Below are 14836 nucleotides of genomic sequence, written 5' to 3'. Positions count from 1 at the left end.
CTTCACATGCTGCCGCAAGCGCGAGGCCGAGCTCAGGGGCGGCCTCATTGCCGCGCTGCCAGCTCGAGCGTCACCCGCGCACCCTTCTCCACCAGCGAACCGGCGGCGGGACTCTGCGAGACTACGCGTCCACTACCCAACAAATGTGGCTCCAGGGCCGAGGAGAGCAGCTTCGTCACCGCCTCGCGCCCTGCCTGACCCACGACATCCGGAACGCGGATGGAGCCCGGCTCCACGTTCTCGGTGATTGCTTCCTCCACCATGGGCCGGGCCGGCGCCACCTTCGCGGGAGGGAGCTGGGCGGCCGCCACCGGCAGGGCGGTGGGCGGCAGCGGCACCTCACGGGAGGGTGGGACGGCCAGGTGAGCCATGGCGGCGGTAGCGATTTCCTTGAATGCGGGGGCGGCCACGAGTCCCCCGTACACGTCCGTCTTCGGCTCGTCCACAATCACGAGAATGACGACGCGGGGATTCTCGGCCGGCACCACGCCCACGAAGGAGGCGAGCCGCTTGTCGGAGTACCCCCGGGCCACCAGATCCGCCTTCTGGGCGGTGCCCGTCTTGCCGGCCACCCGGTAGTCCTCCATGGCGGCCCTGGGGGCGGTCCCCTCCTTGGTCACCACGCTCTCGAGCATGGAGACGACCTTCCGGGCGGTGGCGGTGGAGACGACCTGGCGCACCTCGGTGGGCCGGTTCTCCAGCAGCACCACCCCGTCCGGGTCCACCACCTTGGACACGAGATAGGGCCGCATCAGGAGGCCCCCGTTGGCCAGGGCGCCCCAGGCGGAGGCCAGCTGCACGGCGGTGCTCGTCATGCCCTGGCCGAAGGACTGGGTGGCCAGTGACACCTCCGCCTTGGGGAAGGGAATGGAGCCACGGGCCTCGCCGGGCAGCGCCAGCCCGGTGCGCTCGCCGAAGCCGAAGTCATGGTAGGCCTTAACCAGCCGCTCGCGCCCCAGCTGCTGGGCAATCTTGGCCGCGCAGATGTTGGAGGACACCTGGAGCACGCGCTGCGGGGTGAGCCAGCCGTACTCGTGGGTGTCGTGGATGGTGTGCTTGCCGATGTCCCAGGCGCCGTTCTCGCAGAAGAAGGTGTCGTCGGGCTTGATGGCCTTCTGCTCCAGCGCGGCGGCGACGACGAAGGCCTTCATGGTCGAGCCGGGCTCGAAGGCGTCGAGCGCGGCGCGGTTGCGGATGTGGGCGCGGGCCTCCTGGCCCGGGGTGTTGGGGTTGAAGCGCGGGTGGTTGGCGATGGCCAGGATTTCGCCCGTCTTCGGCTCCAACACGACGGCCATGCCCGCCACGCCCTTGGACTCCTCCACGGCGCGGGACAGGGCCTTCTCGGAGACGTACTGGAGGTGCCGGTCGAGGGTGAGGGTGACGGAGGCGCCCTGCCGCTCCAGGGTGTCCGGGGCGCCGGTGACGAGCAGCTTGCGGCCCTTGGCGTCACGGAAGCCGGACAGGCGCGAGTTCTGCCCGGACAGCTCGTCCTCGAAGGCCAGCTCCAGGCCCTCGAGGCCATGGCCGTCGAGCCCCACCATGCCCATGACGTGCGCACCCAGCTCCTTCTGCGGGTAGAAGCGCCGGGGCTCCTTGGTGAAGCCGAAGCCGGGGAGACCCAGGGCCTTCACCGCCTCCACCTCGCGGGGCGTCACCTGGCGCTTCACCCAGGCGAAGCGCCTGGCCCTCGAGAGCCGGGCGTGCAGGTCCTCCACGTCCAGCTTGAGCACCTTCGCCAGCGAGCGCGAGGCCTGCTTCACGTCCGGCAGCATGGAGGGGTCCACCCAGATGGAGTCCACCTCCACGCTCTGGGCGAAGGGCGTACCGCGGCGGTCGAAGATGTCACCGCGGCGGGCGGGGATTTCAATCTGACGGACGTACTGGTCCTGGGCGAGCCCGCGCAGCTTGTCGCGCTCGTACACCTGGAGGAACACGGCGCGGCCGAGGGCGGCCAGCAGCAGGCCGACGAAGAAGAAGGCGAGCAGCTGCACGCGCAGCCGCAGCCACTTCCCGTTGGTGGTGGGCTCCGGAGCCCGCGCCGTCTTGAAGTCCCTCACGACGAGTCCCCTCAGTGCGACGAGCCGCGTTCCGCCACGCGCACGGTGCGGGCCTCGCGGGCCTCCACACGGGCGGGACGCTTGTTGCCCGGCAGCTCCGGCTGCAGGGCGATGACGAGCGGGCCCGCGGGCATGGCCATGCCCAGCTTCTCACGAGCCAGCTTCTCCAGCCGCGCCGGGTTCTTCAGCGTGGCGAGCTCCAGCTTCAGCCGGTCGTTCTCCCGGGTGAGGGCGCGCTCCTCGGACTCGGCCTTGGAGAGGCGGTAGCCCATGTCCACCACCAGCACGCGGCTCGTGACGTGGAGGATGCCCACGCCGGCGAAGAGGGCGAAGAGGAGCACCGCGGGCAGCAGGTGCAGCAGCACACTGGCGACCGACACGCCACTCCCACCGACACGAGAGCTGGGCTTGCTGTGGTTCATCGTACCTTCTCCACCACGCGCAGGTGCGCGCTGCGGGCACGGGGGTTGGCGGAAATCTCCTCGTCCGAGGGGGCGATGGCCTTGCGCGTCACCAGGGCGAAGTCTCCCTGGCCCTTGCACACGCACACCGGAAGCCCGGGCGGGCACTTGCAGGTGCCCACCAGCTCCCGGAAGGTCTCCTTCACCTTCCGGTCCTCGAGCGAGTGGAACGAGATGACGGCGGCGCGGCCCCCCACCTTCAGCAGCCGGGGCAGCGCGGCCAGCAGCGACTCCAGGGACTCCAGCTCCTGGTTCACCGCCATGCGCAGCGCCTGGAAGGTGCGGGTGGCCACGTGGATTTTGTTGGGCCAGGCCTTGCGAGGCACGGCGCGCTTGACGACCTCGGCGGCCTCCAGGGTGCGCACGGGCGGGGTGCGCTTGAGCTCGCGGGCAATTGCCCTGGCGAAGGGCTCCTCGCCGTACTCCTCGAGGATGCGGCGCAGCTCCGCCTCGTCCTCCTCGGCGATGAGCTCGGCGGCGGTGCGGCCCGTGTCGCCCATGCGCATGTCCAGCGGCCCGTCCTTCTGGAAGGAGAAACCGCGCTCGGCCACGTCCAGCTGGGGCGAGGACACGCCCAGGTCCACCAGCACCCCGTCCACCGGCAGCACGTCCGCGGCCACGTCCAGCAGGTCCCCGAAGTTGCCCTGGCGGGTGCTGAAGCCCGGGTAGCCGGCGAGCCGGGCGCGGGCGGCGCCGAGCGCCACCGGATCCCTGTCCACCCCGAGGACGGTCGCACCCCGGGCGAGGAGCGCCTCGGTGTGACCACCCCCACCCAGTGTGCCGTCGATGATCACCTTCCCCGCTCCCGGTCGAAGGACATCCACCGTCTCCTGGAGGAGGACGGTCTGGTGGCTGAAGTCAGCCAAGGGACGCCCGCATCAGACGAAGGGAGCCCGCGCCATGGCGAAGGCGGCCCGGGCATCGTTCATATGGGGGTAGAGCTCGAAGACGTCATGAGCCCCCGCGGCGCGCAGGATGGCGGCCAGGTAGGGCGAGAGCCCCGCCAGCTTGATGTCCCCGCCCGCCTTGCGGAAGGCCTCGGCGCGAGCCACCAGGGCCGGCACGCCGCGGTAGTCCAGGTGGTCCACCTCGCTGAAGTCCAGCACCACGTTGCGAAGCCCCCGCTGCATGCGGCGCACGAGCTCCTCGCAGACCTGGGCGAGGTCCTTCTCCAGAAGCTCCCCCTCGAGCATGAGGGTCTCCACGCGCCCGCTGGAGACCGCGCGAATGCCCTGTGACTCGGCTGCCTGGTTCATGTCGCCACCTTCCCGGGATTTCCACGTCCCGTCCAGATTTTGGCTACAGCGCGCTACAGCCAGCTACAGCGAGCGCAGCTCCGTGAGCACGCGCATGACGTCCGCGCTGGAGGCTTCCTTGCGCGCCTCCTCCTGGGCCCTGGCCCAGCCCTCGCGGCTCCACAGCTCAATCACCTTCACCATCCCCGCCCACACCACGTCCTTGTCCAACCCCGCGTGGGCGCGCAGCGACGGCGGAATCAGCACGCGCCCCAGCTTGTCCAGCGGGCACTCCTGGGCGCTGGCCACGTAGAGCCGCATGAGCGTCTTCACCCCTGGCTCCATCGGGTTGCGCTTGGCGAGTGCCGCCTCGAGCTGCTCCCACTCCCGCACCGGATAGGCGTGCAGGCAGGGGTCCAACGCCGTCGTGATGATGAGGCGCTCGTCGTACCCGCCCACGAGCGTCTCGCGCAGCTTGGCCGGGAGGCTCGTTCGCCCCTTCGCGTCGATCTGGTGCTCATAGACGCCTCGGAACACGCGGAGAGGTCCACCCTGTCAGCCCGGCCGATCCACATTACGCCACCCCTTCCCACTCCGATCCACTTTGGGCGGCGGAAAATACGCGCGGCCCCCTACCCGGTCAAGAAATGCAACAGGCGCGTACAACCCCGTGTCGTCCGGGGGAAAGACGGGGGCGCACTCAAGAAGTGGGAAGAAGTGGAGCGGAGAGCGCGGAATTGACCCCGGAGGAGCGGCTCTGCATTACTGCCGCCCGTTGAGCACCCCGGAGGGGGGTCGCTCACGCCTCGAGCCCTGGCCGGTGGGCGAGGCACTCCCAACGGAGCGGCCCAAGGGCCCTCCCAAGGTAAGGAAGAGGTACACGCATGACGCGCTTCTCTCGTCTGATGGTTGTCTCCGCGATGGCGGCGGGCCTGGCGGCCTGTGGTGGTGGTGCGAAGCTGGGGGGTGGCAAGGAGGGCGCCGCCCAGGCCGCGTACCAGGCCTCGAAGCCGCTGGGACGTGACGGCAAGACCGAGCAGCGGCTGCTGGACCAGGCGCTGGCCAGCGGTGCCACCAACATCACCATCACCGCCAAGTGCTCCGAGGGCGGCACGGCGGGCCTGACGCTGGACCTGAGCAATCCCGGTCCGGTCGGCAGCCTCAAGTACAGCGTCACCTACGACGCCTGCAGCGAGGACGGGAAGAACGAGTACAACGGCACCATGGTGACCACGCTCCAGTTCGCCTCGCAGGTGGGCAACGGCAGCGCCAGCTTCTCTTTCATCACCACCCTCAAGGGCAAGCTGACCATCGAGGGCGACGTCTCCGACTTCGTCGACGCGGACGTGAAGCTGACCATGGACCTCACCGCCTCCTCGCTGCACTCGGGCAGCGTGAAGATCGTGACCGACGGCACCATCAAGACCTCGGAAGGCAGCTACACCTACAGCAACGAGACCCTCACCCTCATCGCGGGTGAGCTGCCGCAGGCCTAGTCGCTCTGCGTGCTGTCGTCTTCCCGAGGCCGGGACTTCCACTTTGGAGGCCCGGCCTCGTTTTTGTCCTATGATCAGGGACCCAGCCCTTCCAGGGGAGAAGTACCCATGAGCCAGACCGCGACGAAACAAGCCCTCGGCGAGGTCCGCCTCAAGGTGGCCTACAAGAAGCCCGAGGCCCTGCTGAGTGAGTACACCCGCAGCATCGGCCGGGGAGGCGTGACGCTGCAGACACGCAAGAGCCTGCCGGTGGGCACGCGCTTCGTGTTCGAGATGCACAACCCCGGGGTGACCACGCCGGTGGAGGTGGTGGGCGAGGTGGTGCGCGTGACGCCCCAGCCCGGCGAGCGGTACATGATCACCGTGAAGTACGACCCGGGCCAGGACCGGGGCGGGCTGGACGCGGTGCTGCAGCGCGTCTTCGACATGCAGGCCTTCGAGAAGCTGCGCCGCTACCCGCGCATCCCCCTGCACCTGCCCGCCATGGAGGAGGAGACCCCCTTCGCTCCCCCCTTCTTCGTGCGCGACCTGTCGCGCGGCGGCGTGGGGCTCGAGGTGGAGGCCCCCGCCCTGCCCACCTCGGTGAAGGTCGGCATGCCCTTCCTCCTGGAGATGGAGCTGACCCTGGGCACCCTCATGCTGCACGGGGAGATCGCCTGGACCTCCGCCGGTGGCCCCGAGGTGCTTCCCACCTTCGGCGTTACCTTCGGCACCCTGCGCCCGGACACGGTCGAGCGGCTGGAGAAGCTGCTCTCCCTCGAGTCCATGCCTCCGCCTCCCTGGCGCGCCCGCATCTGCTTCGGCATGGATGCGGTGATGAAGATGCCGTGAGCCGAGGGTAACGGACACGGGGCTGTATACCCTCACCCCGACCCTCTCCCAGAGGGAGAGGGAGGGGGGTTACACCGCGGAGAGCGGGTAGCCGGTGGCCTTTTCCACGGACTTGAGCACCGTCTCGCGCAGCTCCACCGGATCGTACGGCGTGAAGAGCTCCAGCGGCGCCACCTTCTTCAGGTGCTCCTTCAGCGCGTCCCCCTTCGCGGCGGCGCACAGCGCGATGCGGGCTCGATCGTAGGAGCGGGCGTTGGCCTCGGTGCTGTACTGCCGCGTCATCGCCACCCGCGCCGCGTCGAGCTTCCCATCCACCTCCGCCTGGCGCGTGCGCGTCACCATCGAGTCCAGCGCGTACGCGTCCATCACGATGTCCGCCACCGTCGCCAGCACCACCTGCTGCTCCTCGATATTCGGACCGAACGCCTCGGCCGCCACCTTCAGCGTGTAGATGGCCAGCCTCTTGAGGTTCTCCGCCGCCTGCTCCTCCGCCGCCAGCTCGTCCCGCACCCGCGCCTTCGGCAGCCGCCCCGACACCAGGTCCTCGTCCACCGCCTGCGCCACCTCGAAGAGCGGCAGCGTGCCCTTCAGCGTGCGCTTGAGCAGCATGCCCGCGATGAGCATCCGGTTGATCTCGTTGGTGCCCTCGAAGATGCGGTTGATGCGCGCGTCCCGGTAGGCCCGCTCCACCGGGTACTCCTCGATGTAGCCCGCGCCACCGTGGATCTGCACCGCGTCATCCACCAGGTACCCGAGCGCCTCCGAGCCGTACACCTTCATGATGGAGGACTCGATGGCGTACTCCTCGATGGCCGCGATGAGGCGCGCCTCGTAGTCCGCGGCCGTCTTGTCCGCCCCGGCGAGCGCCGCGTCCACCAGGCCCGCCGTGCGGTAGGTCATGCTCTCCACCGCGTAGATGAGCGTGGTCATCCGCGCCAGCTTCTCGCGGATGAGCGGGAAGCTCGCGATGGGCGTCTTGAACTGCTTGCGCTCCTGCGCGAAGAGCAGCGCGTTGCGCAGGTTCAGCTTCATGGAGCCGATCACCCCCGCGCCCAGCTTGAGCCGGCCATAGTTGAGGATGTTGAAGGCGATCTTGTGCCCCTTGCCCACCTCCCCGAGCAGGTTCTCCCGGGGAAGGCGCGCGTCCTCGAAGTAGAGGGGGCACGTGGAGGAGCCGCGGATGCCCATCTTGTGCTCCTCGGGCCCCACGGTGAAGCCGGGCGTGCCGCGCTCCACGATGAAGCCGGTGAACTTGTCGCCGTCCACCTTGGCGAACACCACGAACACGTCCGCGAAGGCCGCGTTGGTGATGTAGAGCTTCGAACCGTTGAGGATCCACTCCTTGCCGTCCGGGGACAGCACGGCCTTCGTCTTGGCCCCCAGCGCGTCCGAGCCACTGCCCTGCTCGGTGAGCGCATAGGCCGCGATGAGCTCGCCGGTGGCCAGCCTCGGCAGGTACTTGCGCTTCTGGGCGTCGTCGCCGAACCAGACGATGGGCAGCGTACCGATGCCCGTGTGCGCGCCGAAGGACACGGACCACGAGCCATTGAGGCTCATGGCCTCGGCGATGAGCAGCGAGGTGGTCTTGTCCAGGCCCAGGCCGCCATAGGCCTCGGGAATGTCGATCATCAACAGACCGAGCTCGCCAGCGCGGCGCAGCAGGTCGCGCAGCAGCGCGTTGTCCTTGGCCTCGATCTTGTCCGCCTGCGGGAGCACCTGCTCCTGGGAGAACTGGAGCGCCGTCTTCAGGTAGAGACGCTGCTCTTCGCTGAACAGCTCGGGCGTGATGATGCGAACGGAGCCCACGTCACTGAAGAGGAAGGCGCCACCGACGGGAACCTCACCGGGACGAGCCTGCTCGAGCACTGCGGCCATTCGGAATCCTCCAGGAGGTTGCCTCCCCGCTCGGGAGGCAGTTGTGCCACCGCGCCGGGCAAGATATGGCGCGGTGCATCAGGGCGGTAGTAGCGACAGGCCCGCCCCTTCTCAACCGTGGTTGATTCGGACTCCGGAGGAAGTGACACCATGAAGCTGCGCTGGAACGTACTGGGAGCGGTGCTGCTGGGACTGGGACTCGTGGGCTGTGGCTCGACGGTGGGCGATGCCTGCACCACGGATGTCGACTGTGGGGACATGGGCTTCTGCATCACCAACAAGGACTACACCCCTGGGGGCTACTGCTCCCAGAGCTGCGTGCCCGGCAAGGACGACACCTGTCCCTCGGGCAGCACCTGCGTGAGCGAGGGAGCCTCCAACGACGTGTCGGCCTGCTTCCTCAAGTGCGAGACGCAGGCGGACTGCCGCAGTGGCTACCGCTGCGTGGGCGGATTCAAGGGCAACGCCAACTCCGTCTGCGTCAACCAGGACTGAGTCCCCCTCTCGTCTCATGAAGCGAGGGACACACGCTGTGCATCGTGCGTCCCTCGTGTGCCGTCCCTGTGCACCCCCCTGCACGACGCGCCGCGTAAACCCCTGTTCCGAGGGATTGGCGCGGCGCGTGCTTAGGGGCTCGCACATGAAAAAGCTCGTCCCTCTCTTCGCGATCCTCACCACGGCCTGCGGACCCGCTACCCTCGACCGGGACCTGAAGGACATCCCGGGTCCGACGCTCTACACGCAGGTCAGCTCGGTCAGTGACCACGACTCGTTCTCTTTCGGATTCGACTGGGACCGGGACTCCCCCTGCTACCGCATCCCCGAGGACACCCGCTTCACCGTCAACGGAGACACCTTCTCCCTCGAGGAGCGGGGAGAATCGGTCCTGAGCTTCGATGGCGCCTTCTATTGCCGGAAGCCCTCGTTCAAGGGCCCGCTGCGTCCGGCGAGCGAAGCGCGCACCGAGATCGTCCTGTCGGATGGCCACTCGAGCAAGCGCGCTGTCTTCCAGGAGCTCCGCGCCGAGCGGCGCATCCGGGTGAATGGCCAGGAGCAGGCCACGGTTCACGCGGGAGCGGTCATCGACATCGAGTGGCTGCCCGCGACCGACCGGCTCTCCAAGGTGGATGTCTCCCTGGAGGTGGCGGGCCCCGGTCAGGCCTCGGGGTCGCGCGAGGACCTCCAGGTGGAGGGCAACCCCACCCAGGTGGAGGGCAACCACATCCGTTACACCCTTCCCCAGATGCGGCCCGGCCGCTACGTCGTGAGCGTGTACGGCCAGGGCAGCGCTGGAGTGGAGGCGTGCGAGGGCTTCATTTCCTGCACGGCCGAGCTCTGGAAGAGGGTCGAGGTGACCGTCGTCGTCGAGTAGCCCTACTGTCCCGCCGGAGCCCCGGCCACGGGAGCCCGGGGCGTCGGGTAGACGAAGCACAGCGTCTCGAAGAAGGGCTCGCCGGGCGCCGCGTACACACCGCTGAGCGCCCGCGCGGCCTGGGCCACCTCCGTGCCGAAGGACGGCACCAGGCAGATGTCCTCGGAGGTGGTGAAGCGCCCCTTCAGCTTCCCGAGCCCCTTGCGCAGCGTGGCGATGTCCTGCTTCCCGCCGCGTACGGGGACGGAAGGGCCATTGGCATCGGGGCCGGGCAGCTTCCCCACGCTGGTGGTCAGCTCGAAGCCGTCCTGGCGCTGGATGATGCGCAGCTTGCCGGGGGCGACCTCGGCCAGCCACGCCTGGAAGCCCTGCTCGTCGCGCAGCACCAACCCGTAGGCGACCGGGGCTTCCGGGTGGAGCAGCCACACCTCGCGCGCGGAATCGCGCAGGGTGGCGAACAGCTCGGACGTCTGCGCGAGGAACGTGTCCGCGTCGGGCACCACCAGCACCACCTGCTCCTTCACGCGCTCGCGCAACCGGGCCTGCTCCTCGGGCCGCGAGGGCGTGAAGCGCTCCGCTCCGAGCCGCACCACCTCTCCCGCCAGCTCCACCCGCAGCGCCTTGTCCGGCACGGGCTCGCCGTGGACCTCGGCCGGGGTCACCTCGAAGAGCGCCTCACGCGTCTTCTCCCCCTGGGTCTGCGCGCCCACCCTCGGCAGCGGCGCGGGCACGAGCGACGAGAGCGGCTCGGCCGGCTTCTCCTCCTTGCAGCCCACCGCCAGCAGCCAGAGCCATCCCGTCAACAGTATCCGCTTCATGCGCATGGCGTGTCCTTCTCCACCCGGGGCGCGATGATAGCCGCGACCCCTGCTCCGGAGGCCCCTGGCGCTACGGACCCGTGACGTCCTGTAGCGGAAATCCGCCCTCCCCTCCCCTGCTGGCCCCGGGACATGCGCTCGGCTGGATGCACGAACCTCTGGAGAACGGACAACCGCCTCAGGTAAGTCGTGGCATCCTGTGTAGCTTGATGCTACGACCCTTTACTGCTCTCGCATTCTCGAGGGGGACATGCCAGAAGGCTCCGCGTCACTCCAGCTCGCGGTTGGCGACCGGGTGGTCTACCCCAACCAGGGCGTCTGCCGCGTCTCGGCCATCGATGTGAAGGAGGTGGCTGGGCAGAAGCTCACCTTCGTCACCATGCGCCGCGAAGAAGATGGGGCCGTCGTCATGGTCCCCCAGGCCAAGGTGCTCACCATCGGTGTGCGCAAGATCGCCGGACCTGATGACGTCACCCAGGTCTTCGAGTTCCTGCGCTCCGACAGTGACAAGGCCGACCTGGACTGGAAGCAGCGCGCCCGGACCAACCTGGACCGTATGACCCAGGGTGGCCTGGTGGGGCTGGCCGAGGTGGTCAAGGGACTACAGGTGCTCAGCGAGCTGCGCCCGCTGCCCGCCAAGGAGCGCGAGCTGTACGACAACGCGCGCCACCTGCTCGTCTCTGAAATCGCCGCCGCGCTCAACACCAGCGACTGCAACGCCGAGGACTCCATCGACCTCGTGCTCTTCCCGCCCGGCCGCGAGCGCCCCAAGCGCACCGCCGCCGAGTTCAAGACGCGCGAGGAGGGCGACGAGGAGCTCGGGCTGGATGCCGACCTGCTCGGGCTCGACAGCGAGCTGGACCTGCCTCCGGACGAGGAGGAGGCCCCCGCCGAGGAGGAGGAGTCCTCCGAGGAGGCGGGCGAAGAGGAGGGCGAGGAGGGCGAGCCCAAGGCCCGGAAGAAGGCCGCGGCGCTTCCCGCCGAGGGTGGAGCCGAGGGCGAGGAGGCACCCAAGCGCAAGCGGGGCCGTCCGCCCAAGCCCAAGCCCGAGGGCGCCGAGGCCGCTGCCGCCGCCGCGCCCAAGAAGCGCGGCCGTCCGCCCAAGCCCAAGCCCGAGGGTGCCGAGGCCGCCGCGCCCAAGAAGCGCGGCCGTCCGCCCAAGCCCAAGCCCGAGGGTGCCGAGGCCGCCGCGCCCAAGAAGCGCGGCCGTCCGCCCAAGGCGAAGGCTCCCGAGGAGGCAGAGGAGAGCGAGTTGGATTCCGACCTCGATGAGGACATCGAGGCCGATGAGTGACACCCCCAGGGACTCCGTGGTCCCCCCTTCGAGGTGACGCCCCGTGATTCGCGTCGTGACGCTGGACTCCTTCGACGAAAAGCAGATCGCGAAGCTCTGCCAGACCCTCTATACGGCGTTCGGCGTGGGCAGCGAGCACTCCGGCCAGCTGGAGGTGCCCGCGGGCATGTCCGAGCCCCTGGATGCGGAGAAGCTGCTCGCGGAGATGAAGGGCGTACGGGCCTACGAGGACGACAAGGTCCTCTTCATCACCTCGCGCAAGCTCAAGGAGCGCGAGCTGGCCTCCGGCAAGGCCCCCACCCCGGGCTACGCCATCTACAACAAGGGCCGGGCCATCATCAGCACCCACGGGTACAAGGACCTCGAGACGTCCTTCAAGCCCGTGGCCCGCAACGCGCTGCAGCAGCTCGGCCACCTCTGGGGCCTGCACCACTGCCTGGATCCGCGCTGCTCGATGTATCCACCCTGGACGCCGTCCTTCTCCCAGGGTGAGGCCAACTTCTGCACCTTCTGCCGCGAGAAGAGCGAGCAGAAGCTCCGCCTTGCGAAGTCCTGACTCCATCCGGCGCGCCCTCCCCCTGGTGGAGCTGGGGGGACTGCTGCTCGTCGCGCTCGCCTGCCTCGTCTTCCAGCTCCGTCTGCCCGGCCGGCTTCCCTCGGAGGCGGACTACCGCGCCGTGGCGGACCAGCTGCGCGCCGAGGCCCGCCCCGGCGACGCGGTGCTCCTCTTCCCCTGGTGGACCGAGAGGGCCCGGCTCTACCTGCCGCCGGAGCTGCCGGTGTACGGCTACCTCGGCTCGGACAAGGACGACCTGAGCGCGCACCCTCGCGTCTGGGTGCTGGGCCAGCCGGAGCTGCCTCGGGCCGAGGTCGCGGACTTCCGCGCCGCCTTCCTGCCCGGACGCACCGCCGTGGGGGCTCCGCGCCGCACGGGCAACCTGGAGCTGACGCTGTACGAGAACGGCCGCTACCGGCCCCGGCGCTTCGTGGCCTCGGAGGCGTACGCGAAGGCCCGCGTCTACCTGGAGTCGCCGGAGGGCTCGCGCGTCGACTGTCCCTTCGACGGGCGCGTGCACCGCTGCCCCGGGCCTCCGCACCTCTACGTGGCCCCCGAGTGGCATGAAATCTTCTACGAGCCGCGCCACTGCCTGTGGATGCACGCCCCCGGCGGGAAGCAGCGGCTGGTGGCCGAGTTCGACGGGGTGCCCGGAGGCACGGAGCTGCGGCTCGAGGGCGGCATCATCTTCGAGTACGCCGTGCAGCGCGCGCCGCACCTGAGGACCACGCACTACGGCGTGGAGGACGCGGCCAGCCACGAGTCGCTGGTGCAGGTGGCCCAGCCACCGGGCCTGGAGGGCGTGCAGAAGGCCTCTCGCGCGCTGCCGCCGGGCGAGCCTCGCACGGTGAAGGTCTGGGTGCAGGCGGACAACGCGGACACGCGGCAGGTGTGCCTGGACGTCTTCGCGCTCGGGGACGGAGCCGTCGTCTCCAGGGAGGGCACATGACGGCGGGCCGGGCGGCGACGCGGGACGAGCGCTGGCTGGCGCTGGGGCTGTGGGTGCTGGCCTTCGTGGCGCTGTGGGCCACCGAGGCCGCGGTGGGCTTCACGCGCGACGAGAGCGTCTACTTCTACGCGGGAGAGAGCTACGCGCGCTGGTTCCAGCAGCTCTTCCGCGAGCCGGCGCGAGCGCTCACCGACAGCGCCATCGTCCGCGCCTGGGACTACAACCACGAGCACCCGGTGCTGATGAAGGTGCTCTTCGGGCTGTCGCACCTGCTCTTCCACGAGACGCTGGGGTGGATGCGCTCGGCGGCGGCCTTCCGGCTGCCTGCCTTCGCCATGGCGGCGCTGGTGCCGGCCCTCACCTTCCTGCTGGGCAGCGCGGTGTATGGACGCACCGCGGGCCTCTTCGCCGCCCTCTCCTTCCTGCTCGTGCCGCGCCAGTACTTCAACGCGGAGCTGGCCTGCTTCGACATGCCGGTGGCGGCCATGTGGCTGCTGGTCGTCTACGCCTTCTGGCGGGCGCTGGAGGACAGGCGCTGGGGCGTGCTGTGCGGCGTCTTCTTCGGCCTGGCGCTGTGCACCAAGCACAACGCGCTCTTCCTCCCCTTCTTCCTCGGGCCCTTCGCGCTGTGGCGTGCGTGGACGGCCAGCGAGGGCCAGCCCGCCGCGCGCACCGGCCTGCTGCGTGTCCTGGGCCTCGTCGCCGCCGTGGTGGTGCTGTACGGGTTGCTGTGGGTGAGCCTGGGGCCGGTGGGCTTCCAGCGGAAGTTCTTCCTGCTCAGCCCGCACACGCTGCTCTTCGTCGTGCTGGCGGTGGGCAGCCTGGGGATGATGCACAAGCTGAACGAGGTGAGCGCGCCCACGGCGCTCGCCCTGCTGCCGATGGCCACCATGGTGGTGTGCGGGCCGGCGGCCTTCTACCTGCACTGGCCCTACCTCTGGCACGAGCCGGTGGAGCGGGCGGCCTGGTACCTGAACTTCCACGCCACGCACAACCACTACGCCTGGTTCTACCTGGGGAAGCTGCTGCGCGAGCCGCCCTTCCCCCTGGACTACGTGCTGGTGAAGACGGCGCTCACCGTGCCCACCAGCCTCTTCGTGCCCATGGTGACGGGCTGGCTGGCGCTCGTGGGGCGCGCGGTGCTGAGCCTCTTCGAGCGCACGCGGGCCCTGGTGCGCGTGCCGTCCCTGGCCGAGGGGCTCATTGGATTCCAGGCGGTGGCCTCCATCCTCATCATCAGCCACCCCAACGTGCCGCACTTCGGAGGGGTGAAGCACTGGCTGCCGGCGATGCCCTTCCTGGGAATCCTGGCGGGCGTGGCGGTGACGCGGGGCTGCGAGGCGCTCGTGGAGCGGCTGCGCGCGCGCTGGCCGGGGCTGTCCCTGGCGGCGGTGGCGGCCCCCGTCTTCGCGCTGTTGATGCTGCCGGCTCTCCTCGCGCTGGTGCGCGTGTTCCCCTACGGCACGAGCTTCTACTCGGAGCTGGCGGGCGGCGTGCCGGGGGCGGCGTCGCTGGGGATGCAGCGCCAGTTCTGGTCGAGCAACGTGACGGCGGTGCTGCCGTGGATCAACGAGCACGCGCCGCGCAACGGGCGCGTGTTCCTGCACGAGGTGAACGGCCTGTCGTTCCGCGACTACCAGCGCAACGGGATGCTGCGAGGCGACTTGCAGCCGGGTGGCCCGTTCGACTCGGACGTCGCGGCGTACCAGTACCACCAGGAGTTCCGCGAGCACGAGTTCCAGGTGTGGCAGTCCTACGGGACGAAGACACCGGCCACGGGGCTGTACCTGGACGAGACGCCTCAGGTGGTCGTCTACCAGCGGCGACGCTGAGTCATGGCGCGGTGCGCCAAGACGGAACGGACTGTTCAGGCGGAGACGGCGGGATGCCCC

General features: G+C 69.5%; 15 protein-coding genes. 8 read left to right on the top strand and 7 right to left on the bottom strand.

What is annotated here, in order from left to right; translation table 11 throughout:
• Positions 1-44: 44 nt before the first annotated feature.
• The 5 genes from JRI60_RS13080 to mraZ form a co-directional block, all read right to left on the bottom strand.
• Positions 45-2057, bottom strand: coding sequence for a penicillin-binding protein (locus JRI60_RS13080; protein WP_204226181.1), 2013 nt, complete (start codon positions 2055-2057; stop codon positions 45-47).
• Between the two features lie 11 nt (positions 2058-2068).
• Positions 2069-2479 (bottom strand): cell division protein FtsL, encoded by a 411-nt coding sequence (gene ftsL, locus JRI60_RS13075; RefSeq protein WP_204226180.1) that lies wholly within the window; start codon positions 2477-2479, stop codon positions 2069-2071.
• Positions 2476-3384, bottom strand: coding sequence for a 16S rRNA (cytosine(1402)-N(4))-methyltransferase RsmH (rsmH, locus tag JRI60_RS13070; protein WP_204226179.1), 909 nt, complete (start codon positions 3382-3384; stop codon positions 2476-2478). The genes ftsL and rsmH overlap by 4 nt, the downstream gene beginning before the upstream one ends.
• Positions 3385-3396: 12 nt before the next feature.
• Positions 3397-3774, bottom strand: a complete 378-nt coding sequence (locus JRI60_RS13065) for an STAS domain-containing protein (RefSeq protein WP_204226178.1) — start codon at positions 3772-3774, stop codon at positions 3397-3399.
• 63 nt (positions 3775-3837) lie between these two features.
• Positions 3838-4290 (bottom strand): division/cell wall cluster transcriptional repressor MraZ, encoded by a 453-nt coding sequence (gene mraZ, locus JRI60_RS13060; RefSeq protein WP_204226177.1) that lies wholly within the window; start codon positions 4288-4290, stop codon positions 3838-3840.
• A 347-nt stretch (positions 4291-4637) separates the two neighbouring features.
• Here mraZ and JRI60_RS13055 point away from each other — a divergent pair, with 347 nt between their 5' ends.
• Positions 4638-5249 (top strand): hypothetical protein, encoded by a 612-nt coding sequence (locus JRI60_RS13055; RefSeq protein WP_204226176.1) that lies wholly within the window; start codon positions 4638-4640, stop codon positions 5247-5249.
• Between the two features lie 108 nt (positions 5250-5357).
• Positions 5358-6080 (top strand): PilZ domain-containing protein, encoded by a 723-nt coding sequence (locus JRI60_RS13050; RefSeq protein ID WP_204226175.1) that lies wholly within the window; start codon positions 5358-5360, stop codon positions 6078-6080.
• Positions 6081-6149: 69 nt separating this feature from the next.
• On the opposite strand, the gene JRI60_RS13045 is transcribed toward JRI60_RS13050, so the two are convergent.
• Entirely contained in the window at positions 6150-7955 is a 1806-nt protein-coding gene (locus JRI60_RS13045; protein WP_204226174.1) for an acyl-CoA dehydrogenase family protein, read from the bottom strand.
• A gap of 150 nt (positions 7956-8105) precedes the next feature.
• Here JRI60_RS13045 and JRI60_RS13040 point away from each other — a divergent pair, with 150 nt between their 5' ends.
• Positions 8106-8450, top strand: coding sequence for a hypothetical protein (locus tag JRI60_RS13040; protein ID WP_204226173.1), 345 nt, complete (start codon positions 8106-8108; stop codon positions 8448-8450).
• Between the two features lie 145 nt (positions 8451-8595).
• The gene (locus JRI60_RS13035) at positions 8596-9327 is read left to right on the top strand and encodes a hypothetical protein (protein ID WP_204226172.1); all 732 of its coding nucleotides are present in this window, start codon (positions 8596-8598) and stop codon (positions 9325-9327) included.
• A gap of 2 nt (positions 9328-9329) precedes the next feature.
• Here the strand turns inward: JRI60_RS13035 and JRI60_RS13030 are convergent, their stop codons facing one another.
• Positions 9330-10145: a hypothetical protein gene (locus JRI60_RS13030; protein ID WP_204226171.1), complete on the bottom strand. Its 816-nt coding sequence runs from the start codon at positions 10143-10145 to the stop codon at positions 9330-9332.
• 250 nt (positions 10146-10395) lie between these two features.
• On the opposite strand from JRI60_RS13030, the gene JRI60_RS13025 reads away from it, so the two are divergent.
• From JRI60_RS13025 to JRI60_RS13010, 4 genes are read left to right on the top strand one after another with little or no spacing between them, the layout of a single operon-like run.
• Positions 10396-11439, top strand: a complete 1044-nt coding sequence (locus JRI60_RS13025; protein WP_204226170.1) for a CarD family transcriptional regulator — start codon at positions 10396-10398, stop codon at positions 11437-11439.
• A 43-nt stretch (positions 11440-11482) separates the two neighbouring features.
• Positions 11483-11995, top strand: a complete 513-nt coding sequence (locus tag JRI60_RS13020; protein WP_204226169.1) for a hypothetical protein — start codon at positions 11483-11485, stop codon at positions 11993-11995.
• Entirely contained in the window at positions 11982-12944 is a 963-nt protein-coding gene (locus JRI60_RS13015; protein WP_204226168.1) for a hypothetical protein, read from the top strand. Before JRI60_RS13020 ends, JRI60_RS13015 begins: the two co-directional genes overlap by 14 nt.
• A complete protein-coding gene (locus JRI60_RS13010) occupies positions 12941-14776 on the top strand; it encodes an ArnT family glycosyltransferase (RefSeq protein ID WP_204226167.1) in 1836 nt (611 codons plus the stop codon). Before JRI60_RS13015 ends, JRI60_RS13010 begins: the two co-directional genes overlap by 4 nt.
• Positions 14777-14836 lie beyond the last annotated feature (60 nt).

This window comes from Archangium violaceum (assembly GCF_016887565.1).
Taxonomy (GTDB): domain Bacteria; phylum Myxococcota; class Myxococcia; order Myxococcales; family Myxococcaceae; genus Archangium; species Archangium violaceum_B.
Note: the sequence above shows the minus strand (reverse complement) of the source record. Positions and strands in the feature narration are given on the sequence as shown.